General features: G+C 61.6%; 19 protein-coding genes and 2 pseudogenes. 5 read left to right on the plus strand and 16 right to left on the minus strand.

Annotated elements, in window-relative coordinates:
* The 12 genes from AC0L2L_RS27845 to AC0L2L_RS27900 form a co-directional block, all read right to left on the minus strand.
* The gene (locus AC0L2L_RS27845; protein ID WP_473583054.1) at positions 1 to 1053 is read right to left on the minus strand and encodes a phage portal protein; all 1053 of its coding nucleotides are present in this window, start codon (positions 1051 to 1053) and stop codon (positions 1 to 3) included.
* 35 nt (positions 1054 to 1088) lie between these two features.
* Positions 1089 to 1622 (minus strand): hypothetical protein, encoded by a 534-nt coding sequence (locus AC0L2L_RS27850; protein WP_473583056.1) that lies wholly within the window; start codon positions 1620 to 1622, stop codon positions 1089 to 1091.
* Positions 1623 to 1624: 2 nt separating this feature from the next.
* Complete coding sequence (locus AC0L2L_RS27855) at positions 1625 to 2179, minus strand: HK97 family phage prohead protease (RefSeq protein ID WP_473583058.1); 555 nt, start codon at positions 2177 to 2179, stop codon at positions 1625 to 1627.
* 1 nt (position 2180) lies between these two features.
* A complete protein-coding gene (locus AC0L2L_RS27860) occupies positions 2181 to 3461 on the minus strand; it encodes a phage major capsid protein (protein ID WP_473583060.1) in 1281 nt (426 codons plus the stop codon).
* Positions 3458 to 3742: an HNH endonuclease gene (locus AC0L2L_RS27865; protein WP_473583062.1), complete on the minus strand. Its 285-nt coding sequence runs from the start codon at positions 3740 to 3742 to the stop codon at positions 3458 to 3460. The genes AC0L2L_RS27860 and AC0L2L_RS27865 overlap by 4 nt, the downstream gene beginning before the upstream one ends.
* Positions 3733 to 5337 carry a terminase TerL endonuclease subunit gene (locus AC0L2L_RS27870; RefSeq protein WP_473583064.1) on the minus strand — a complete coding sequence of 535 codons (1605 nt, stop codon included), beginning with the start codon at positions 5335 to 5337 and terminating at the stop codon, positions 3733 to 3735. Before AC0L2L_RS27870 ends, AC0L2L_RS27865 begins: the two co-directional genes overlap by 10 nt.
* 315 nt (positions 5338 to 5652) lie before the next feature.
* A complete protein-coding gene (locus tag AC0L2L_RS27875; RefSeq protein ID WP_473583066.1) occupies positions 5653 to 6675 on the minus strand; it encodes a bifunctional DNA primase/polymerase in 1023 nt (340 codons plus the stop codon).
* 80 nt (positions 6676 to 6755) lie between these two features.
* Entirely contained in the window at positions 6756 to 6968 is a 213-nt protein-coding gene (locus AC0L2L_RS27880; protein WP_473583068.1) for a helix-turn-helix domain-containing protein, read from the minus strand.
* 346 nt (positions 6969 to 7314) lie between these two features.
* On the minus strand, positions 7315 to 8706 hold the full coding sequence (locus AC0L2L_RS27885) for a tyrosine-type recombinase/integrase (RefSeq protein WP_473583070.1): 1392 nt from the start codon (positions 8704 to 8706) through the stop codon (positions 7315 to 7317).
* Positions 8707 to 9133: 427 nt separating this feature from the next.
* Positions 9134 to 10990, minus strand: a complete 1857-nt coding sequence (locus AC0L2L_RS27890; protein ID WP_473583072.1) for a thioesterase domain-containing protein — start codon at positions 10988 to 10990, stop codon at positions 9134 to 9136.
* Positions 10987 to 12249 (minus strand): FAD-dependent oxidoreductase, encoded by a 1263-nt coding sequence (locus AC0L2L_RS27895; RefSeq protein ID WP_473583074.1) that lies wholly within the window; start codon positions 12247 to 12249, stop codon positions 10987 to 10989. Before AC0L2L_RS27895 ends, AC0L2L_RS27890 begins: the two co-directional genes overlap by 4 nt.
* 416 nt (positions 12250 to 12665) lie before the next feature.
* Positions 12666 to 13115: a cupin domain-containing protein gene (locus tag AC0L2L_RS27900; protein ID WP_473583076.1), complete on the minus strand. Its 450-nt coding sequence runs from the start codon at positions 13113 to 13115 to the stop codon at positions 12666 to 12668.
* A 99-nt stretch (positions 13116 to 13214) separates the two neighbouring features.
* Here AC0L2L_RS27900 and AC0L2L_RS27905 point away from each other — a divergent pair, with 99 nt between their 5' ends.
* A complete protein-coding gene (locus AC0L2L_RS27905; RefSeq protein ID WP_473583078.1) occupies positions 13215 to 14171 on the plus strand; it encodes a LysR family transcriptional regulator in 957 nt (318 codons plus the stop codon).
* A gap of 422 nt (positions 14172 to 14593) precedes the next feature.
* Here the strand turns inward: AC0L2L_RS27905 and AC0L2L_RS27910 are convergent.
* A pseudogene (locus tag AC0L2L_RS27910) lies at positions 14594 to 14780 on the minus strand (ATP-binding protein); the annotation flags it as partial.
* A gap of 171 nt (positions 14781 to 14951) precedes the next feature.
* Between AC0L2L_RS27910 and AC0L2L_RS27915 the strand changes: the two are divergent.
* Positions 14952 to 15638, plus strand: a complete 687-nt coding sequence (locus AC0L2L_RS27915) for an aspartyl/asparaginyl beta-hydroxylase domain-containing protein (RefSeq protein ID WP_473583080.1) — start codon at positions 14952 to 14954, stop codon at positions 15636 to 15638.
* Positions 15639 to 15748: 110 nt separating this feature from the next.
* On the opposite strand, the gene AC0L2L_RS27920 is transcribed toward AC0L2L_RS27915, so the two are convergent.
* The gene (locus tag AC0L2L_RS27920) at positions 15749 to 16054 is read right to left on the minus strand and encodes a DUF982 domain-containing protein (protein WP_473583082.1); all 306 of its coding nucleotides are present in this window, start codon (positions 16052 to 16054) and stop codon (positions 15749 to 15751) included.
* 353 nt (positions 16055 to 16407) lie between these two features.
* Here AC0L2L_RS27920 and map point away from each other — a divergent pair, with 353 nt between their 5' ends.
* Both map and AC0L2L_RS27930 read left to right on the plus strand, forming a co-directional pair.
* Positions 16408 to 17235, plus strand: a complete 828-nt coding sequence (gene map, locus AC0L2L_RS27925) for a type I methionyl aminopeptidase (RefSeq protein ID WP_027167289.1) — start codon at positions 16408 to 16410, stop codon at positions 17233 to 17235.
* A gap of 137 nt (positions 17236 to 17372) precedes the next feature.
* A pseudogene (locus tag AC0L2L_RS27930) lies at positions 17373 to 17843 on the plus strand (UPF0758 domain-containing protein); the annotation flags it as partial.
* A gap of 136 nt (positions 17844 to 17979) precedes the next feature.
* On the opposite strand, the gene AC0L2L_RS27935 reads toward AC0L2L_RS27930, so the two are convergent.
* Complete coding sequence (locus tag AC0L2L_RS27935) at positions 17980 to 18186, minus strand: hypothetical protein (RefSeq protein WP_473583084.1); 207 nt, start codon at positions 18184 to 18186, stop codon at positions 17980 to 17982.
* On the opposite strand from AC0L2L_RS27935, the gene AC0L2L_RS27940 reads away from it, so the two are divergent.
* Positions 18185 to 19321: a hypothetical protein gene (locus tag AC0L2L_RS27940; RefSeq protein ID WP_473583086.1), complete on the plus strand. Its 1137-nt coding sequence runs from the start codon at positions 18185 to 18187 to the stop codon at positions 19319 to 19321. The two genes, AC0L2L_RS27935 and AC0L2L_RS27940, sit on opposite strands and share 2 nt — an antisense overlap.
* Positions 19322 to 19447: 126 nt before the next feature.
* On the opposite strand, the gene AC0L2L_RS27945 is transcribed toward AC0L2L_RS27940, so the two are convergent.
* Positions 19448 to 20470 carry an exonuclease domain-containing protein gene (locus AC0L2L_RS27945; RefSeq protein ID WP_473583088.1) on the minus strand — a complete coding sequence of 341 codons (1023 nt, stop codon included), beginning with the start codon at positions 20468 to 20470 and terminating at the stop codon, positions 19448 to 19450.
* Positions 20471 to 21174 lie beyond the last annotated feature (704 nt).

Genomic DNA, 21174 nt, shown 5'->3' on the forward strand with positions numbered 1-21174 from the left:
TCAGGCTGCTTTGTCGTTGTTGCCCCAGTTCACCAGCGTAAGCGCGGCGTTCAGATCGCCCGGCGCGAGGCCCGCTTCCTTGGCTTGGGCGAGCGCCCCGACGATCGTCGCAAGCGCCCTCGCCCGGCCGCCGGCATCGAACGCCTGGACAGGCCGCAGCACGTCAATCGCCACGTCGGCGCCGAGCTTCGCGCTCGCTTCCTCGGCAAGCAGCATCGCAATAGGCTGGAGCGTCCAGCTTGCCAGATGCCGTTGCGCTTCCCGCACAAGCGGACCTTGCGCAGCAGCGGCGAACAGCGCCGGGAGCACTCCGAACGCGCCTGCAATCGCTTCCCGGCCCGCTGCAAGGCTTTCTATGCTCATGCTCCGCTCCAGGTCCGGCGTCACGTCGGCCGGTTTCCAGTCGACGGCGGGAGCCGGTCCGCCGGCGGCCGAGACGTTGACGCTCTCGCGCAACAGGACACGGCCGCGCTGGCCACGGAAGGATCGGCCAAGCGTCGTCATGTCGGTTTCAGCGCTCTCAGGATACGGCACGATCTGCGAGCCGATCGGCGCATTCTCGAACACTTCGGCAAGCGCACTCTCGACCGCATGGAGCAATCCCGCCGTGAGGCTTGCCCGCTTCAAAGGAGCCGAGCCGAGCCAGGGCGCCGCCGGATCGGAACCGATGCGCAGATGCAGAACTTCGCCAGCCAGGACGGTTTGCGTCGTGCCGCCGCCCGCCTCGGATACGCTGGCCCGGTAGGCTCGAGGAACGCCGCCTCGAGTGCTCAAATCCCAATCGCTGCACGGGACAAGCCCGGTGTCGCGGATCAGGAACAGCGCCTCGCCCCGCAGCGCCACGGAACGAGCCGTGAGCGCCAATGTGCGCCGGTCGAGCAGATCAGTGCCGGACACGTCGGCAAGGGCGAAGGCGCCCTCCCACAGGCTTACGCATGACTGTGCCGTGGCGGTCAGTTCGGCGAGGCCGCGCCGGCCGGAAATGTAGGATTCGCGCGCCGCGATGATTTCCGCCGTCAGGCCGGACGCGCTGGAGCGAGCTTCAACTGGCAAATTTGCCGTTTGTTTTTTGAACAGCCATCCGAGCATCAAGCGGCCCTCCTGTAGTTGCGCAGGAGGTCGCCAGCGCCTGAATTCTGCATCGCTCGGGCCATCCATGACGCCGTGCGGCTCACTTCCGTGGTTTGCACGCCGGGTATCTCGATGCGCTCCGAAGTGGCGCCGGCAGTGCCAGGATCGGCGGCCATGTATTCGGCGAGGCGCCGGAAGGCCTCCAGAACGGCAGCGGGAACATCACCGCCCACGGTGCCGACTAAGCGATAGGTGCCGCCTGGGAGGCAGTAGCCGCCCACAGGCGACGGGGAGAGCGTCGCGGTTTCCCAGGCATCGCCCTGCCAGACTTCTACCGTGGCGATGGTGGCCGGCGCCAAGGGCGGGCTCCACTCGCCGCAGCCCTCGACAATCCACTCAACCGCGCGCTCGCTCCAACGCCATGCCGTGTAGGCTTCGAGCCGCTGCCAAATAACGTCCGCGTCGATCGCCGCGGCGGCGGCAGAAAGACCGTCCGGGGGCACGGGATAGGCCTCCGGTGCGCTCTCCGTTTGCTTCAACGTCTCGGCCATGGTCATGCCCTCCACCGGACGAGCGCGCGCCGCAAGCCGGCGTCGGAAGGCTCGGAGACGGGAACCGGCTGCCAGTTGCGGGCCGCGATCTGGGCTTGATCGTAGGCGGCCCGCGTGACCATGGAGATTTCGAACAAATCGGCCCGGTTGACGGTCCGCAGGATTCCGCCATCAGAGCGGGTCACCATGTCGCCGCCCGGCGGGACGCGGAAGCCAGGGGAAAGGCCTTTAGTGAGGCCGGCCGCCAAGGCGGCGAGAGCGTCGTTTGCCCAGCTTGTCGACGGCACCACGCGGGCCTCGATGTGCAAGGCGTCCTCGCTGTCTCGGAGCACAAGGCTACCGGCCTCTGTCGACGCCAGCGGTTTTTCCTGGTCGTGGCCGGCAAGCAAGAAGACGTTCTCGCCGGCGTCGATACGCGAGCGGAAGGCCTGGGCGGCGAACCGTTCTCGCCGGCCTCCGCCCAGGTCGGTTTCGGCACCATAAGGAAAGCGCCCCGAAAGCCGGGTCGCCCCGCCCTCGGCGCGGACTTCGAAGGCAATCGGGACACCGTAAAGCATGTTAGGACGCAGCCCCCGGCAGTTCGAGGCCGGTGACGATCTGGAGCTGTGCCGGCCGCGCCACGGTGACATCGGCCGTGGTCAGCGCGGTCAGGCGAAGCCCGCCGCTTGCCGCATCGGAATACGGATCGCGGATGAGGTCGACACCGCCCCAGACGCCTACGAAGATCGGCGCGACGCCGCCGGCCGACGTGGTGAGCAGCGCCTGAGTTTCGAGCGGCGAGCCGGACGGCGCGGCGAGCGCGTTGCTGGTCATCACGACGTTGCCGGCGGGGATATTCTTCAGCAGCCGGTCCCACTCGGTGATTCCGACCGTGACGTCGCCGACATAGGTACCGTCGAGCGCGTCCCACAGTTCGGGGCGGATCATCGCCTGCACCGCGCCCGGCGAGCCGGCGGCATTGGCGATCATGAAGCGAACCACGGCGGCCCGCAGCGCGGCCCAGGAGGCGGCGGCGCCGGCATCGGTGGACGTGATGCCGTAGGTGGAATAGCCGGTGATGACACCCAGCGGCTGGCCGTTCGCGCCAGTGCCGAGAAAGGTCGCGGCGTCCAGGGCCGCGCCGATCGCGCTGTTCATATCCCGCCTCACGGCGGCCTCAAGGGCATCCCCCGATTGCTTCATGGTCTTCCGGGTGATTTTCATCGTGATGCCGAGATTCTGCTCGGGCTTCAGCGCCTTATCGGTTGTGGCAAAGGCGGTGGGCCCGGCGACAGAGGCGGTTTCACCATCGGCCCAGCCGGCCGACACGCTGGACGTGACCACGGGCCATTCTTGGGCGCCGCTGTCGATCGTGATCATCTGCGCACCCATGCGGGCCGCCACGCTGTCGGGGAAGAGGCGGTCGATGGTCGGCCGGGTCATGATTGGGTCCGGCGTGCCGCTGGCGACCGTCTCGCCGGTGCGGCGCTCGAGAGCGAGCCACGGCACGGGAACACCGCGATAGCCGCCCTTGGAACGCATTTCCTCCACGATTTCAGCCGTGGCGCCGTCGAGCGGCCGGCCTTCGTCCAAGGCCAAGGCGACTTGCCGGAGCTCAAATTTGCCGATCAGGTCGGCATATTCGCGGTCGCCCCGGGTTTCGAGCTCGCCTTTTGCGTCCCTGCGCTCGACGTCTTCGGCAATGAGGCTGGCACGATAGCGCAGCTCATTTTGCCGATATTCCGCGTCCATGGTCTCCATGGAACGCGTTTCGTCTTCGGTCGGCTTTTCTTTTCCGACGAGGGTAGCGAGCGATTGCCGGATCTCAGATTGCCGGCGCTGAATTTCAGTACTTTTCAACATGTTTGAAGTCCTTTTTTGATGAGGTCGCGCCACATCCGGCGCTGAGGATCGAGGGGCGCGACGCCGTTCTCGATTGCGGTTTTCCGGCCGTGACAGCCGGAGCAAAGTGTTTGCAAATTGGCGAGGTCATAGGCCAATTCCGGCGCTTTCTTCGCCGGCTGGATATGGTCGACTTCGAGCCGGTGACGCTCGCCGCATTTCACGCACTGGAAACCGTCACGGCGCTTGGCCAGAAGCCGCAGCGCCGACCATCGTTTGTCGTGGTGCGTCACGCCCATGTGGCGGCCCTCGCTTGCCGGTTCGGACGGCCAATGCGGCGGGAGCCTTCGGCCACAGCCAGGACGCTTGCGCATGCCGCGTCGATGCGCCCTTTGCTTCGAGCCTTCGCCAGTTTGAAATTGTTGGCGGGGTCGCGGAGGCAGATTGCATCGGCGAAAGCGGAGCGGAGCAACAGGGACGGGTTGGCCTTGACGCTGCCGTCATAGCAGGCGCGGCGGAAGCGCTCGACGTCTTCGCTACCGTCCCTGAATCCCATGCCGCGCCAGATGATCGGAACACGGATGCCCGCCTTGTCGAGCGCCTCGCCGATTTCCGCCTGTTTGAAGCGGTCCGCGATAAATGCCGCGACGGCTTGGCCGGCTACGTGATCCATGACGTCCGCAAGCCACAGCGCCACCGGCACGGTTTGATCGCCGAGCGTCGTCAGCTCGCCCCGGCGTTCCATCTCGCCGTATCGATCGCCAACGCCATCTGCCTGTCCTCGGGCAATGAGGGTCGGTTTCGACGGAAACCAGCCACGCGCCTCCAGCCTTCCGGTTTCCGGCCAGTAGTACGCGGCGGCCGACATGCTGGCGGAGCCGCCCAGGTCCGCGCCGATGACCACCGGGCCAGAGCGCGCCGGAAGCTCGGAGGCCTCGCAGACCAGCCATTGGTCAGTCGTCAGAAGGACGTCGCGGTCTTCGCCGGCAATGCGCTGATTGAGATTGTAGAGCCGCCAGGACGTAAGCGCGGAGCCGCCCCGCTCGACTGCGCGCCGGGCTTGCGCCTGTAGCCATTCCAGCGAAGCGCCCACGCCGTGCTCGGCACCGGGGTTCGCTTTCCTGATCTGTGCCAGGTCATCCGGCGCGCAGCCGTCGTCAGCGCGGTGCTCTTGCCGGTAAACACCTTGCTGATCCTCATCGAGCCACCGGCTGAAAGGATGCGAGCTGTCACTTGCGGAAGTGCTGATGAGCAGGGTCCGGCCATTGCGCTTGCCGCTGCCACTCAAAAGCGCGTCTTCCAATGCGTTGCCCTTGTCGAGCGGCCAGTGTCCGCGTTCGTCGCAGATGCACAATGTCGGCGAGGTGCCCAGCGCATTCTTGCCGTCGGCGGCGAGTACGCGAATGAGATGCGGCCCGGTTTCGTCCTCGAACTCGATTTCGAGCCTTGGAGCACGGCGGAAGGTCAGCCGCTTTTGAAGGTCGTCGGGAAGGGATCGCGCAAGGCCTGCAACGTAGTCCCATACGATTCTGCCCTGCTCGCGCGTGCGGGCGCCTATGAGACATTCGCGGCGTGGCTGCGGGTCGACTTCGCCCAGGAGATGCGCGAGCGCAACGCCGGCAGTGAGCGCCGACTTGCCGCCACCGCGAGCAACGCTGAGAACGCCGATCGAGATGTCCTTGGCCAGGGCGCCGCGAAGGAAATCCTTCTGGTAGGGCGCAAGTTTGATGCGCTTGCCCGCCCTTGCGCCGGTCGGGACTTCCAGCTTTTCAATGAAGCGGATGGCTTTCGGCCCCGAAACTTGGGAGCGCGAAAGGAAAACCCCCAAGCGGTTGCGCCCCCCGCGAGGTTTTCGCGGCATTGGGACCAGATGCGTCTGCTTGGGAACCGCCATTCGCCGCCGCGCCGATGTAGGAATTTCTACCTATACCGGAATGGCGTCCGATAAGCAATGGCTTATAGGAATACGATCCTACGCCACGCCGTCTTGCGGGTCATCGCTAATGCCTCGATACCGGTCGAGTCAGTTGGAGGAATTCCTCCATGTCATTCGGCACAGGCTCAAGGGTACGGCCGTCGGGGTGCTTTACAGAGTGCGTCCCACTTGGCAGCAGGCCGAGCTCCGATAGCCTTGCGAATAGCCCTAGGAGATTGTCTTGCTCCTCCAGCGTCATCTTATCGAACACAAACAGGAATTCCTTGTGCTCGTTCATGCTGCACCGGCCACTGCCGTGGTGAGCCGATAGACGGGCGGATCGTTTGGCCCGCGTCCGCCCGGATGGACGCACTCTATCAGCCCGCGCTCCACCAGGGCGTTGCGCGCCGCCTTCATGGTATTGGTGGCCCAGCCCAGCGTCTCGGCATATGCCTTGGCAAGATAGAAGTCGCGCCCCCAATGATGGCGCATCAGCAGTGACAGCAGCGCGTAGGCGCGCGGATCGGATGCCGCCAGGTCGTCAACGATCGAATGCCCGACGACGACACGCGCACCGTGGCCGAACCAGTTTTTGCCCTCGCATTCGTAGCTCCAGGCCGAAGCTACGATCTTCAACACCTCGTCCGCAGGCAGCGGCTCGTAAAATCCCCGATTATGTTCCATCGTCCTCACCATCAGTTCCTCTATGTTGCGACTGCCCCGAGCCATCTTCATGCACTCCCGCCAAAGCGTGTCGTTGCGGGCGCCGTCCGATTTCTCGGAAGCCCGCACCGGAGGAGGAGGAGGAGAGAGAGGGGAGAGGGTGTTCAGTTTCTTATTGGGGTCAGAAATTACCCCCTTCATCGTCGGCAGCCGGTCGAGGTCGTCAAGCGTGCCGGCAATGATTTGATATTGGCCCTTGCTTCCCTGAGACGGCGGCGCCACCACAAAGCCATCGCCTAAGATGTCGATCGGCTTGTCGGGTTCCGGCCGCACCTTCCGGCGTTCGCCATTGTTGCGATACCACGCTTGGAAATTGCCCGAGCCGGATCTGATGATCAGCGGCGTCGGGCCGTGGCGGTCGAGCGCATCGGCAAGCAACTTCTCGTCGGGCGCGTCCACGTCCAGCACGGTTATCCGGCTGCGCTTGCAGGCGAAGCCGAAGGCGTTGTCATTGGAGAACTTAAGCGCCAACTGTTCGCTCGTCCGGTCGCCTACCCGGAGATAACCTTTGACGGCAGGCCGCTTGTCGCGCACCGGAAATGTTGCGACGCCGTGCGCTCCATAGGTAGGCTGCCAATCAGCAAACAAGCCCATCTGCCGTTCTTCCTACCGGCCCAGGACGTGGAGCGGAGACGACGTTCTATGCTGGCGTCGTCCGTCATGCAGCTTGGTCACTATGCAGCCCGCCCTTCTGGCAGGGCATCACGCCAGGCCTCTGCGTCCTTTGCCAAAATCAAGGTGCGGCGTCCGACCTTGCGGCACTTCAAGCGACCAGCCGCGATCTCTTCATAGACTAGCGACCGCCCGATGCCATGCGAGGCACCGAATTCCAAGATTGTGTAGGCTGCCTTTTTGGCTCCTACTTCTGCGCTTCCGACCTCGTTCATCATTCGCTCCTTTTCAGAACTCGAGGCATAAAAAAAGACCGCGCCGAACCCCCACTTGACAGGGAATCCGGCACGGTCTTCGGATCTGTTACGAATTCGAACTGTTGCCCTCCGCCCCACGGAAAAGCAGCCTCAGGTCCGTGCAAACCGTATTGGCTCAGCTCAAAGTCGTTATCTAGCGATAGACAGGTTCGTCGGGTGCGCCTCGGTTTGACAACCTAACTACCAACCCTCAAACGGGCGTGCGCGACTAGCTGCGATCTCTCAGGCTAGAATCTACGTTGTTTTTGTTCGTTCGCAAGAGGCCGCTGGCCTCTGTCAAAGGTTTTGCGTGTGAAAAGAGACTTTAACCCCAAACTTTTTCAACTCCGCCCATTTGGAAGACGTTGCTGCCTTCGTGAGGTACTAGTGGCACCACTGCAGCGGCGGCAAGATCTTCCAGGCCGTCGACAATCCATCGGCCATAATGCCTTTCGATCATCGGAACGGAGGTGTCATGGAGAGCAGCAACAAGCCTGATCGGTAGGTTCGCCCGGATGCCTCGCACGATCGAACTATGCCGAAGGCCATAGGGGATCACCGCCGGCATTCCTGCCCGCTGCCGGACATCGTTCCAAGGCCGCTGCAACTCGCTAGGCGACTGCCACGCTGCACGGCCAGCGCGTTCCCAGCCAATCGAGCCTGCAACCTGTTTGCTGCGCCAGCGCTCAAGCAGGGTTTCACCATTCCCGCGGCCTGACGTGGCCGGCAGCAGCGCGTCCAGCACGTCCTTGCCGACTGGATAGGGCACACTGGCAATCTTGCCTCCCCTGCCCTTGCGCGAGCTTGGTATCATCAGGCGCCCTTGAGCTCGCTGCACATCGCCAACTTTCATGCGGGCGATCTGCGAAAACCGCGCGCCGGTCGCTGCGAGCACCACGACGAAGCGAAACAGGTCACCGTCCCAATCTTGTTCGGCGTCGATCACGCGGGCAGCGCTGATCACCGCCCCCACTTGAGCGGCGGTCAAAATCTGATTGTCGCGGGCAAGCGGTACGGCGTCATCGCTGTCCGATTTCTCGGCCTTGAGGCCGTGCTTGATGATGGCGGGCAGCGTCGGCTCCAGCCGCTCCCGATGTGTGGAATATGCTCCGTTGAGCGCTGCCTTAAGATCGTTGATCAGCCGCTGTTCGGTCGAGCCCTTCAATTCTTCGGGCAAGTCTGCCCGCCACGCAAGGAGGTCGCTTTCCTTCAACATATGCAAGGTCACGGACGCCAGCGCTGCCTCTGGCACGGCCTCCTGACTGCCGCGCTTGTCCTGCCCGAGCACATACCGCCGAAGCCGCTGGCCAGCGTCAGAACGCACCGCACGGCCTTTCCTGCGGCTGTCCCGCGCATCGCGCTCGGCAATGTAGGTTTCGACAGTGCCCCGAACGGTAAGAGCTGGACCGGCCGCAGCGGCTTTTTGTTCCTGGCGGGCCTGTTGAACGATCTGGCGGGCAAGTGTCTCTGCCTGCGGAAAGGTCAGCAGGCCGTCAGTCGGCTTGTCGTTGACGTCGTTCGCAGGGCCAACAGACGATTGCAAATAGTTGGCGCCTTCTCCCCAGTTGCGCCAGCGGGCAAACCAGACGCCGCCGCGCTTGCCCTTCCGATACCAGACAGCCGCATCGGCATCGAGGCGCCGGGGATATTCGCCAGCCGCCAGTTTCGAACGGGCACTTGCCGTGGTGATTGGGGCTTCCTTGAGTGTCTTTGCCATCGTGTTTCCCGCTCCCGGTTTGAAAACACGTCGAATATAGGTCGAATATACGTCCGTGTACATCGGCGGACGCTAGAGAACGAAACCCTTGCACAGATTGGATTTCTGCGGACGGCGGCGGACGCTGTTATCCCGAAAAGCCAGCCCTTTCACGGCGGTAACAGGGGTTCGATTCCCCTTGGGCGTACCAGCTTCCAACGATCCATCGGTCTCGATTCGAAAGCATGAAGTTCTCCTCTCTCGGTCAAAGAGGTGAGAATGAACTTGCTTCGGATGGCGCTCCTGCGCGCGGCCTTGCACGTTACGATAATCCAGTAGCAGGCGCTCGGCCGACGGTGCGTTCCTCGTCAAGAGCGCGTTGCCGCAGCGAAAAGGTCACGGAGCCGCGGAGCACGCGTTCAGCGAGGGGGACCGTTTTCGCTCGTACTCAGTCGAGTGCGTCGAGGTCGATGATACTGCCAACGGAATCCGGAACCGCAGCAGGTGTTGTCCCGCCCGGGAACAAACTGCGCAACGCTCCGACCGGGTCGCGGCCGGAACCGAGCGCCAACCGACAGGTCGGAGTCACGCGGGCGTTGACTTCGATCAGATGCGCAGCACCCTCAACATCAAGAATAAAGTCTATCCCGACGAGTCCCGTCAAATGTAGGTGATCCATAATCTTGCCGGCGGTAGTAACAATTCCAGGATGGTCGATCACGCGCACGATCTTGGCCGGGCCGTTTTTATACTGAGTCTCCAAAACCTCCACAGCCACCGCCGCCAACACTCTCCCGTCCTTAACCGCGAGGGCAACGTTGGCATCTCGCCCCGCCACGTAGACCTGGGCATTTACGCCAGGCCTGCGGCGACGCCACAGGTCCCGCAGGCAGTTGGGATTCGCATGGACAATGGCGCGTTTTATGATGCGGAGTGGGCTCGGGCCACGCGCGAGGCGTCGCCATGCCCGGACAGCTTCTGCTCGGTCGTTGACGATAGCCACTCCTCTGCCACCCCAACTTCCGTCCGTTTTTAGCACGACTGGGAATCCGTGGTCTTCGATCCATTTGTCGAGTTCGGCAAGGTTGTCGACAGGTCGCATTGGCGGCGCATCAACTCCAGCCGCGCGCGCGATGTCGATCATCTCCGAGCGAGAGATATCCGGCCAGAAACTTTGAGATCCGGCGCCCCCAATACTCCGAACCAGGTCCAAGGCAGGCTCATCACAGGGAAGGACCAGATCCGGATCACTGCACTCGATCAGGGACTTTAGCGTGCGCTCGGGATGCAGCCATGGCATGCGGTACAATACTGGATTTGACTGGCGATGCATGGGATGCCGCCACGGACAAAGCGCTGCTACCCGAAAGCCTGCGCGAGTCAGGGACTCGGCGAGATCTGCGGTTGCCGACCATCGAAAGGTAGTGACGATGAGAGCAAGAGGCTGTTGCCCGCGTCCTCCTTGCGCCAAGTGCCTGTCGACCGCCCGTCCCAGGAGTTTGAGCGATGTTGGATTGCGCACGAGGTCAAGGTGATCGCCGGCGATATCTTCGACGAGGAGTTTCCTGCTTATCGGCCGCCAGAGGTCTGACGGCCGGCAGCCAAACATCGTCGTTTCGGCAGCCTCCACGAGTGCGAGTGAACTCGGATAAAGCGAAGGAACGTAGGCGCGCAACGCGGCGACGTTAGCGGCAGCAATTGTCGTTGCGGTGGACGTGCCAGATACTGGTGGCAATTCCCGCCATCTCGACCAGAACCGTTGCGCTAGCCGCCCGGCTCGGAGCGCAAATTCCCTCAGGGCCATGGCCGGCGGCTGCCGGCGGATTTGAGCGAGGTGGGCTCCGGTCCGGCGTGCTTGCCCGATCCACCACGCCTTGGCAGGCCAGAACTTCTGATCGTAATATGCATCGATTAGGATCGGCGGTTCCAACAACTCACCCGCCCGCCTCAACTGCCGTGCCACTTCCACAGCAACGAGGGCCCCGAATGAATAACCGACCAGCCGATACGGGCCATGCGGCTGGATGCTGCGCAAGGCAGCGACAGCATAAGTTGCTTGGCGATCGACAGCTTCGGCGCCTTCGCTCTCGGGCAAGTAGGAAAGGCCGAAAATACGCCCGGACGTGGTCAGCCGTTCAGCCAAAGGCGCCAGTTCGCGAGCCTCGCCTCCCGTACCTGGAAAGAGGAACACAAACTCGTCGCCTGCGCCATCGCGCAAGAGTTCCAACGGCAACACCACCTCTCGGGCTCTTTCGGCTGTCGACGTTGGACCATCTTCAAACTCAAGGGCGGCGGTGTCATTCATGATCGGATTGCTTGTGGCACCCTGGCGCCTGCTACGAGAGTATGCCGGCTCCCCCGGGCCTTCTCTAAATGCCTGCTAAGCTGTCGAGCTGCATAATCCGCGCCAGCAACAAAACGCATCAAGGGACCGAAACTCCCAGCAGCGGTCAATCCTGTGGCGTAAAGGCCGGCAACCGAAGTCTCGAAATACTGCGATAGGATCGGCACGCCTGCCGAATGGCGGATGGCTTGTCGTAATCTCTGGTCGAGAAAATGAAGGCGCTCGATTTGAGGCCAATAGCCTGTCGCAGCGATCACATGCTCGACCTCAAGGCTCTTCAACGAACCCGATTCGTCTCGCAGCTTTAGGCAGATACGATCGCCGGCCAATCCAGCCTCTTCAAGGTGTTGTGCGACAAGGACGTTGGCTCCGCTGAGCACTTTGTCACGAAGATACCATGCTGATCGGGGGCCGAGGTGGCGATGCAGGATGGCCAGCCGCAAGCGATCCGGCAACTGGCGGTACACCTGCGGCATATTGCACGCAAAACGGGATCGCCAACCCGGGCCCAGCGGGGTTCTAGGGTTCGTGAACCGGCTTAGCAGTGTCGGCCGACCTCCGGTTGGCTCCGAATTAAAACGAATGCTGCCCGCCCGCGCGACAATAGTCGCGGTGGCCCCCACGTCAATCAAGGCCGCGGCCAGATCGATCGCGGAAGCGCCCGCTCCCAAGATGGCAACGTTGCGCCCAGCGAACCGATCCACACGGCCGCAGTCGGCGCTATGACTGACTAACGAAGCAGGTAGGCCCATCAATTGTTTCGGCATTACTCTGAAGTGCGTTACGCCCACCGCCAAGACGACGCGTCGGGCGAGCAAAGTTTGGCCTTCTCCGACCGTCAGCCTGAACCCGTCGCCACTTCGCTCGACATGCTGGACATCTGCGGTTTCGAGATAGGGTACAAACCGTCGCTGAAATTCGAGACCATACGCAACGAAAGTCTCGAGTGATACCGGGTGTTCGGTATCGTGGTAGGGAATGCCCCTATCCCGGCAAAACTCGGCCAAGCTCGCCCCTGGAGCAGGCGCCGACAGGTTGGACGCGAAGCCATCGGATTTAAGCTTCATGCCGGCCGGCATGGTATCGGTCCAAGTCTGAAGCGGCCGTCCGAAGATCCGAATACTGCGGTCGCTCGCGCCAATATTTGCGGCGGCGGACAGACCATACGGGCCTGCCCCTATAACGGCGACATCTATGCTGGATTGGCCGACTACAGTCATTTCTCACCTCAGGCCGTGAAGCCCCTCATTGCCACAGCACCGCTCTCTCGCCGGAGAACTTAAACACTCTGAGTGATTCCCGACCCCAACTAGGAGAACCCGCCTGCCAGTGAACACGACGCACTGGTCGATTCCGTCCTCAACAAGTAATGTTTCGATATCATCGCCGCCCGCCCAACGACCGAAACAGTGAGCGGTAGAGTGCTACATCGTTAGTTTGTGTGCTGTACCACCGATGGTTATAAGTGCTCTGTCGCAGACCTGAAGTGTTGAGGTGGTTTTGCCGCTTTGGCGATCCGTCAGGCAGCGAGAATTTCGAGCCGGTGCGGCCCGGATCGGCGACCATTTTCTTTGCAACCCCGGCCAACGTTCGGTCCCGATGAAGTATCCGAAAGGCGGTCTGTCTTCTTGCCGTTTCACCTGGCCGCGCCCAGAGGTGGGCCTGTAAAGGTCAGGCCGAAACGCGACCCGATGGCTGCGATCTGATCCATGTCTTCAGGGATTCGGCACTTGTGTTTCGCCATCTCGGCGAAGAAGCCTTCGAAGCCGCCGGGTGTCATGATGGTGAGCATCCTGGCGGGTCGGTCGCCAACCACCCGGAATGTATGCTCGGTTCCGCGCGGAACGTGCACGACACAGCCCGGGCCGACTATGCGCGTTTGACCGTTCATCCAGAACTCTACTTCGCCCGACTGTATCTGGAAGGTCTCGTCTTCGTCGTTATGGATATGGCGCGGAGGACCATAGCCGGGCTGATCGAGACTTTCGAACATTCCGAGCCGCGAAGCCGTTTGTTCCGCGCTCAGGCAAATCCTGTAAGACGTGCCGAGCCACTCGACGCTATAGGGTACCGAAATACCAGCCACCGAAACCTCCCGCGAATCCGATGCCATTTTCGCTGCATGAAATTGCCAGAGCCAATTTCATAATTGAAATCGATAGCTGGTATAAAATAAATTCGACCGATGAATTTATCGAACTTCGACCTCAACCTTCTACGGGTACTCGACGCGCTGCTGCACGAGCAATCGACCGTAAGGGCCGCAGAACGCATCGGACTGTCGCAGCCGGCGGTTTCGGCCAGTCTCGGACGGCTTCGAAATTTTCTGGGCGATCCGCTGTTTGTGCGCGAAGGGCAGCGCATCGTGCCGACGCAATACGCCCGGGATCTCGAACTTCCGCTTCGCCGTATCCTGGATGAATTGTCGGCGTTGCTTGCCGGGCCTGCGAGCTTCAATCCAGCCGACGCCGAGCAAAGTTTCAAGATCGCAGGTTCGGATTTTTTTGCCGAGATGCTGATGCCTGCCTTGGCCAATGCAATCTCCCAGCTTGCTCCAAAAATACTGATCCAACTGGTGGACCTTGTGCCCGACGACTATGTCGGCACGCTCGAAAAGCATGGCATCGACCTTGCCCTCGTTCCCAAGACCGATTTCCCGACCTGGATCGACTATCTTCCTGCCTTCCGGTCGACATTCGTGACGATTGCCCGCGCTGGGCATCCAAGGCTCGAGCGCGCAAAGGTGAAGCCGGGCGACGTTATTCCGATCGACCTGTTCTGCGACCTCGGCCATGTCGTCTTTTCGCCGGAGGGCAAGCTCAAGGCCATGGGCGACGCCGCGCTGGCTCGGATGGGGCGCGAACGACGAGTGGCCATGACAATGCCGGTGTTCGGCGGCGTCTGTAACGCAGTGGCGGCAAGCGATCTGGTCGCGCTCGTACCGGAACAACTCGCGCGCAAGGTGGCATCCCGCTTGGGGCTGGCGATCTACATTCCGCCCATGCCGATCAATCCCGCCCTCATCTGCGTCGTGTGGCACAAACGCAATACGACCGATCCTACACACCGCTGGCTGCGGGAAGTGGTGGTGAAGCTGCTCTCGCAACTGAGTGCCGGCGAAACCGACAGCCCGAGCCTATGAACCACCACACCTGACCTGGATCGATGCAATTTACACGCGATCGGCCCACCAGGCTCAGTGAGCGGAAACCCGCTGTTAACGCCGTTCGCGGCTGACAGGATGTCGGCCTCAACCCGAAAGTGTAAAGTTCTGCTCGCTCTCGACCATGGAGGCGGGAATGAACTTGCTTCGAACAGCGCTCTTATGCGCGGCCATGACCGGCCTGGCGGGGCTACAGCCCGTCCGCGCCGAGGACAAGCCTGCCCAGCCGAACGGGGACGCATCGCAACAGCAGCCGGCCATACACTGCCAGGGGCAGAATTGCCTGCCTCCGAAGGACGACCCTGCCCTGGAGTGCAAGGGACAGGATTGCACGCTGGCTCCAGCGACCGACCAGCCGAGCGGCCCGGTGATTGAAAAGGCCAAATAGGCAATCCGTCTCGTTAGGAAACGACGTCGAAAACCACCGTCTGCACCAACCCTCCCCCGCCTGTTCTCCAGCGTGATCGTTCCGCCGTGGCGTTTGATGATCTCCTTGGCGATGGCGAGACCGAGACCCGCGCCCGCAATGAATTGCGTACGCGCCGGACCGACCCGGAAAAACGGCCCGAAGGCTTTGTCCAGGAGGTCCCACCGCCAGACCCGAAATCATCGATGTCCGCACCCGTCCGCGCTTCGCGTCGAAGGCCCAGTGAGACCCGAGGCGCGATGTCTATCGGCCGTTAACCGCTCGAACAAATCTCCGTGAGCGATGTCAGCAAGCAATATCCCACTATATAACAGCGTCGTCGAGGTAATGAGATGTCGAGCGCCTACGATCTTGGAACCGGTCTGGTCCGCCGTATCTATGAAAAGCGCATAGATGCACCGGCGATTCTTGATACCGGCACGCATTTTCCCAATGCGGCGAAGTTCACCGCCGCCTGGCAGAGCATCCGCGATGAAGCTCTCGCGGTTAAGCTGAACAAGGTTCCACGCTTCCACGACATCATGCCCGAACAGGCCGGAATCTCGGCCAATGACGGTCTCGACTGGCGCATGTTCGTGCTCAAGGCGTACGACATGGCCATCCCGGAAAACATCGCACGCATGCCGATCCTCAGCAGGCTGCTTTCGGAATGCCCCGAGGTCAAATCGGCGGCTGTCTCGTTCCTGGCCCCTCGCAAGCACATACCGCCACACCGCGGACCTTTCCGCGGCATCATGCGCTTCCATCTTGGTCTGGTCATCCCGAAACAGCCGGACGGCCGACCGGCAACGATCATGATGGTCAACCGCCAGGAAAGGCGTATCGCCGACGGCGAATGCATGCTCTGGGACGACACTTTCGAGCACGAAGTCATGAACAACTCGGACCAGCCGCGCGTCGCGCTGCTGCTCGACGTGTGGCGTCCGCAAATGCCGCTGGATATGGAAATCCTGTCACGCGTGATCGTGCGCGGCGTGCAGGTGGGAATGCGTTATCGCGGCGTGTCGTTCGGCGGCTGATAGCCGTGATCGCGCTCTCGAGCGTTTCACGGAAACGGCGAACCGCTCTATCTCTTTGTCTTGACGCAATTCCTGACGGAAAACCGAGTCACACTTTTCCTGGAATTGCTCTAAGCGCGCGCGTCGCGATACGCCCCTGCCTTGCTGCCAAGCTTGCCGGGGAACATCGCATCCCTCGCAAGCAGGCCGCTGACGCGGCAGAAGGCCGCGAAGGCGCGGCAGGCTTCCTCAGCGCTGGCCACGTCTACCGTCGCGCCGAAGCAGGCGTTGAAGGCGGCTTCGTAGACCTTGCCTTGCCGGCGCTTCGGCCAGTCCTGCAGGAAATCGAGCGCTTGCTCGACGCTGTAGATTTCCTCGACGGGCAGGCCGGGCGCGGGCGTGATACGCACCGGCACCTCGAATTGCAGTCTGTCCATTCCCTGTCTCCCGAACTGGCGCCGCCCCAGCAACGCCGCTCGATGTGAAAAGTTGCCCAAAGCGGCCTTCTGACTCGGGAATGTGACCTCAGTGCGGTGAACGGACATCCCGCGGGTGCGGCACTGCCGCTACTGGTTGGCCGGATCTGTCTCCGCGTCATAGGCCAGATGGATAACGACCATCAGCACATAGGGGCTGGCACCGCGAAGAGGCCGCGGCGGCCGCGCGCGTGAATGTCTTGATGCGCTGCAATCGCACTTCGTCCTTGAACCTTGCGGCTTCCGGTGCCAAATCTGGAGCAGATTTCTCGCTCTTCGCTCCCTTCGAAGCCGAAGCCGGCAAACGGACAAAAATGGTTACCTATCTCGACGCTTCCACGGCCCCCCTTCGAAATACCGGCCAGATCCGCCTCTATGCTGAGGAAGGCTTTGCCGGCATGCGCAAGGCCTGCGATCTAACCGCGCGCTGCCTCGACGAACTTGTGCCCATGGTGAAGCCCGGCGTGACGACGGAAACCATCGACCGCTTCGTCTTCGAATTCGGCATGGACCATGGCGCGCTGCCGGCGACGCTCAACTATCGCGGCTACACCAAGTCGTCCTGCACCTCGATCAACCATGTCGTCTGCCATGGTATCCCCGACAACAAGCCGCTGAAGGAAGGCGACATCGTCAACATCGACGTCACCTACATCCTCGACGGCTGGCACGGCGATTCCTCACGCATGTATCCGGTGGGCACGATCAAGCGCGCTGCCGAGCGCCTGCTCGAAGTGACCTATGAATGCCTGATGCGCGGCATCGCCGCGATCAAGCCCGGCGCCCGCACCGGTGCCATCGGCGCCGCGATCCAGACCTATGCCGAGGCCGAGCGCTGCTCGGTGGTGCGCGACTTCTGCGGCCACGGCGTCGGCCAGCTTTTCCACGACGCGCCGAACATCCTGCATTACGGCACCGTCAATGAAGGCGTCGAGATGCGCCCCGGCATGATTTTTACCGTCGAGCCGATGATCAATCTCGGCCGCCCGCATGTGAAGGTGCTCTCCGACGGCTGGACCGCTGTGACGCGCGACCGCTCGCTGTCGGCGCAATACGAGCACACGATCGGGGTCACCGACACCGGCTGCGAGATTTTCACGCTGTCGCCGAAAAAGCTCGACCGGCCCGGCTTGCCGGGATAGGGCGGATCATCGTTTCATGGAAACGATGATCCGCCCTATCCTCGTGTTTTCACGCAATTCCGAACGGAAAACCGCTTCACACTTTTCCTGGAATTGCTTTAGGTTTTCAGCCAAAGCCTTTTGGGGGACAGGCAGGAATGGGCAAAGTCGAGGACGAGCGGGCGTTCTTTTCAGAAGGCTGGGTCGAACCGCCGCAAAAATCCGTGAAAAAGGCGGCGGCGGAAGACAAGCCCCACTATCACGGACACCGTGACCGCCTGCGCGAACGTTTTGCCGCCGGTGGACCGGACGCCCTGCCTGATTATGAACTGTTGGAACTCCTGCTTTTCCGGCTGATCCCGCGCGTCGATACCAAGCCGATCGCCAAGGCGCTCATTGCCCGTTTCGGCTCGCTGGCCGAAGTGCTCGGCGCGCCGGCATCCCTGCTTGAGGAGGTCAAAGGCATCGGGCCGGCTGTCGCGACCGATCTCAAGGTCATCGCCGCGACGGCCCAGCGCATGGCCCGCGGCGAGGTGCGCGGCCGCGAAGTCCTGTCCAACTGGACGCAACTGCTCGACTATTGCCGCTCGGCCATGGCCTTCGAGAGCCGCGAGCAGTTCCGCATCCTGTGTTAAATTATTGATTTGATTAATGGACGTCCCGCACGGCGGGTTTGGCGTCCCTGCCCCGTTTGGCCAGACCAACCGGCGCGCAACCCCACATCTAACGGGAACACCAACTTTGAAAATCCTATCCATTCGACGCTCACAGGCGCCGGGCGCTGACGCGCGCTTTGACATTGCCATAACCGATCAACTGCGCCTCTTTGGCTTGTGCTTGACCAAGAACGCCGAGGGTGCCTGGCGTACGTATGCGCCCCGGAATAGCGGCGTCCGCGTCGCGAGCTTTCACCCTACCTTGGCCGATCAAATAACCCGCGCTGCCGTAGCTGCGCTGGAGGGCTGCAGCCATGGTGGAGCCTGATGCTGCGACGCCCCGGCTTCCAAAAGTCGAAAGCCTAGAGGCCAAGTTCAAACTCGCCATTTCGCTGCCGTATGATGCACGCGCCAAGCGCAAACACATGCTTGTCTACGGCTTCATTCTGGACTGGTTTCACTCCAAGTACGGCGATGCCCTCGCCAGCGTGCGCCATGTGGCTGAGAAGCTCAAAGAGCGCGATCCGGCTGGCAGAGGCCTCTACATTGGCGACATCCACGAAGCGCTGACCGATCTGGTCGCCTGGGGCTATCTGGAGCAGGAAAAAGGCTCTGGCCGCCGCGCCAGCCGCTATCAGCCGGTGTGGGACAGCGTTTGTAGTGTTCGGGAAAATGCCAACACTAAAGATAAGGAAACTAGCGTTCGGGAAAACGGGAACACGAGCGTTCGGGAAAATCCGAACGCTACGGCCGATAGCGTTAGTAATATTCCGAACGAAGACCCTCTTACTGTGACCGGTCCACGGGATCCGGGCACAGGTAAGAGTAATGTATACGCGGCTGCGGTCGCACCGGCTGCTATCGCGCCGGGCGCCGCCGCGGGTTTCGAGCGCGTGTGGAAAGCCTACGGGAAGCTCGGAAGCAAGGATGCCGCACGCGAAGTCTTTGCCGCCATCGTGGATCCTGATGTCAACCACATTGCCGGACGTGCCGCTTCATGGGCGGCCAGCGCAAAGCCTGGCCGGCAGCGCATGCCGCTCGAAAAGTGGCTGGCTACGGAGAAGTACGACGAGGCCGACCGGCGCCCGTTGCCAACTTTGCCGAAAGTCCGGAAAGGCGCGACCAGACGTGACGCTGAAATTGAAGAGGTCATCTTCGATGATCGTTTCGTCATTGTCAGGCTCAAATGGAATGACGCGAGAGATGGCGAGAAAGAGTACTACGACAACAGGATGTCGACCGAGGGCTTTGCCGACATGCTCACACAACTCGGCGCGAAGGATGCATTCGACCTCGAGTACCGCCGCGTGCTTGCCGACTTCTGGACAGGCAAGGACGAACAGGAATTCGAGCGCTGGTATCGATACCCTGACGAACTAAACGACAACCTCCCTCGCGAAAGTGACGACGACCAAGCCATTCGCAACATCCATTGGAAAGATGCAGCATGATCTTTTTCGATAGCCCGACCACCGCAGACACGGCCCGCTTCGACGGCGCGTACCGCGGCCGGCGCCTATCCTGGCAGGAGTTCTTCGCGATCCGACCGGACCTCAAGCCAGCGAACGACAACAAGGCTACAGAGGCGCACCCCGAAAGGCGGCGGTTATGTGAGCGATAGCCTTGCGCTCAGCCTCGCTCAGGACGCCGTCAGCGTCTGCCACAGAGCGCAACCATGGCACGATTAAGGGTCGCATGCCGTCTCCTTTTGCAACGGCCACCGCAGCGTCTTTCATCGCTTCGTCGTGGCTTGGCAGATCCATCATGGCGGCAACGGCGTCCAATTTCTCATCAGGTCGGAACCCAAGTGAGATTGCATCGGTTTCCAAGAAGGACGACAATGTCGCGATCTCACTATCAACGAGCCCGTCTGCCCTCGCCAGATACAGGAGTAGGGTCGCAAATGCCCGAACGTTGGCGGGCAATTCAACGACCGGCTCCGCTATCTCCATGCCTGCGGCGATATTTGCCTTTCGCTTCTTTGAGCGTCGCGGCAACGGGCCATCCGGGCGTGGTGGTGGTGCCTTGAAGTTCGAAGGCGCCACGTCGGGGACGTTCGTCCCAGAATGTCGATATCCGTTTATCCACAAATAGACCTGCATCGCTAGCCAGGCGTCTTCGAATGCCCCGTGGGTCTTTCTGGCGCGTGTTAAGCCCATCTGACCAAGCACGGCGTTCAGGCCTGACCTCCCTCCCATCTGTTCGCGATAAGCCCTCATGGTGCAATAGTAGTCGAGAGACGGGAGTGGGCAGCCGGCGAGCGAGAACTCCCGCTCGATAAATCTTCGGTCAAAGTCGACGTTGTGTGCGACTACCATTGGGGAACCGTCGAAGAGCGATCGGAGATCCTGCGCATGAGCGGCGAATTCATCCTGATGGCGGAGGGTCCAGTCGTCATAGCCATGCACTTCTTCGGCGCGCGGGTGACTTTTCCTGCCGGGATCAAAAACATAGTGGGCAACTTTTACCTCATACTGGCCTGAAGGAAGCGACGCTCTGTCGACCGATATCAAGCCGAGACTGACAATGCGGTCAGAACTGAAGAACCCTGTAGTCTCGGTGTCTAGAAAAAGAATCCGTTCAGCTTGTGTGCCAGCCATTTACTTGCCCTCCAATCCCAGAGGGAGGTTTGCGCCGCTCTTATCAGTAGTCAAGACTGCGGGGGGCCATCATGCCCTTGGCCAAGCCTGTGTGCCGACCGGCGTGCGCAAGCTTCAACTAACGGTAATACAGGAATTCCCTCGCGTGCGCGCAAGCGCGCGCGTGCGCGTGGGGATGGGAGGGGCGCAAGGCGTCCTTGCCAAAACGGTTTTTCGCGGACCGCCGTGGCCCAAAGGCGCACATTTTTCCAATTGAAAATATGGGAGCGGCGCGATTTGAAATATTTCGCTGGTCTGCTCTTGCGGCGGTACTTCGGGACAACCATCTCCTGATTCAACTCGAGTCAGCCGAAGGCGTAGGGGTCACCGCGGGGCTGAATTAAATCCGAAACGACCTCTCTGCTGGTCTTGTGCGCGGTGTTCGGCTCATCAAGAGATCCGCGCAAGGTAGAAGGAGAAGCCGCCACATGACGGTCTTCCTCGCTATCGAAACCAGCCAGTCGAACGGGACTACGCGTCGTCTGGCTATGGGCATTCAGTTGCCCTTGGCTTCGTGGCTCGCAGTTTTCGCCAGACTGTTCTGATGAAGGAAGGGCATCCCGGAAACGGGGTGCCCTTTTTCTTTGTCCTGTAATAAGAAGTGTGGAAAAACGCCCGTAACCGGTGACACAATGCTTGAGGCCGACGATGGGCCACAGTATTGT

The sequence above is a fragment of the Mesorhizobium sp. WSM4832 genome, from assembly GCF_055811115.1.

Coding starts and splice junctions, on each gene's coding strand:
- AC0L2L_RS27920 (WP_473583082.1), bottom strand. CDS start 16,054: ATGGACAGACTGCAATTCGAGGTGCCGGTGCGTATCACGCCCGCGCCC.
- AC0L2L_RS27890 (WP_473583072.1), bottom strand. CDS start 10,990: ATGAATGACACCGCCGCCCTTGAGTTTGAAGATGGTCCAACGTCGACA.
- AC0L2L_RS27905 (WP_473583078.1), top strand. CDS start 13,215: ATGAATTTATCGAACTTCGACCTCAACCTTCTACGGGTACTCGACGCG.
- AC0L2L_RS27945 (WP_473583088.1), bottom strand. CDS start 20,470: ATGGCTGGCACACAAGCTGAACGGATTCTTTTTCTAGACACCGAGACT.
- AC0L2L_RS27885 (WP_473583070.1), bottom strand. CDS start 8,706: ATGGCAAAGACACTCAAGGAAGCCCCAATCACCACGGCAAGTGCCCGT.
- AC0L2L_RS27935 (WP_473583084.1), bottom strand. CDS start 18,186: ATGGCTGCAGCCCTCCAGCGCAGCTACGGCAGCGCGGGTTATTTGATC.
- AC0L2L_RS27870 (WP_473583064.1), bottom strand. CDS start 5,337: ATGGCGGTTCCCAAGCAGACGCATCTGGTCCCAATGCCGCGAAAACCT.
- AC0L2L_RS27880 (WP_473583068.1), bottom strand. CDS start 6,968: ATGAACGAGGTCGGAAGCGCAGAAGTAGGAGCCAAAAAGGCAGCCTAC.
- AC0L2L_RS27895 (WP_473583074.1), bottom strand. CDS start 12,249: ATGACTGTAGTCGGCCAATCCAGCATAGATGTCGCCGTTATAGGGGCA.
- AC0L2L_RS27875 (WP_473583066.1), bottom strand. CDS start 6,675: ATGGGCTTGTTTGCTGATTGGCAGCCTACCTATGGAGCGCACGGCGTC.
- AC0L2L_RS27855 (WP_473583058.1), bottom strand. CDS start 2,179: ATGCTTTACGGTGTCCCGATTGCCTTCGAAGTCCGCGCCGAGGGCGGG.
- AC0L2L_RS27940 (WP_473583086.1), top strand. CDS start 18,185: ATGGTGGAGCCTGATGCTGCGACGCCCCGGCTTCCAAAAGTCGAAAGC.
- AC0L2L_RS27850 (WP_473583056.1), bottom strand. CDS start 1,622: ATGGCCGAGACGTTGAAGCAAACGGAGAGCGCACCGGAGGCCTATCCC.
- map (WP_027167289.1), top strand. CDS start 16,408: ATGGTTACCTATCTCGACGCTTCCACGGCCCCCCTTCGAAATACCGGC.
- AC0L2L_RS27865 (WP_473583062.1), bottom strand. CDS start 3,742: ATGGGCGTGACGCACCACGACAAACGATGGTCGGCGCTGCGGCTTCTG.
- AC0L2L_RS27915 (WP_473583080.1), top strand. CDS start 14,952: ATGTCGAGCGCCTACGATCTTGGAACCGGTCTGGTCCGCCGTATCTAT.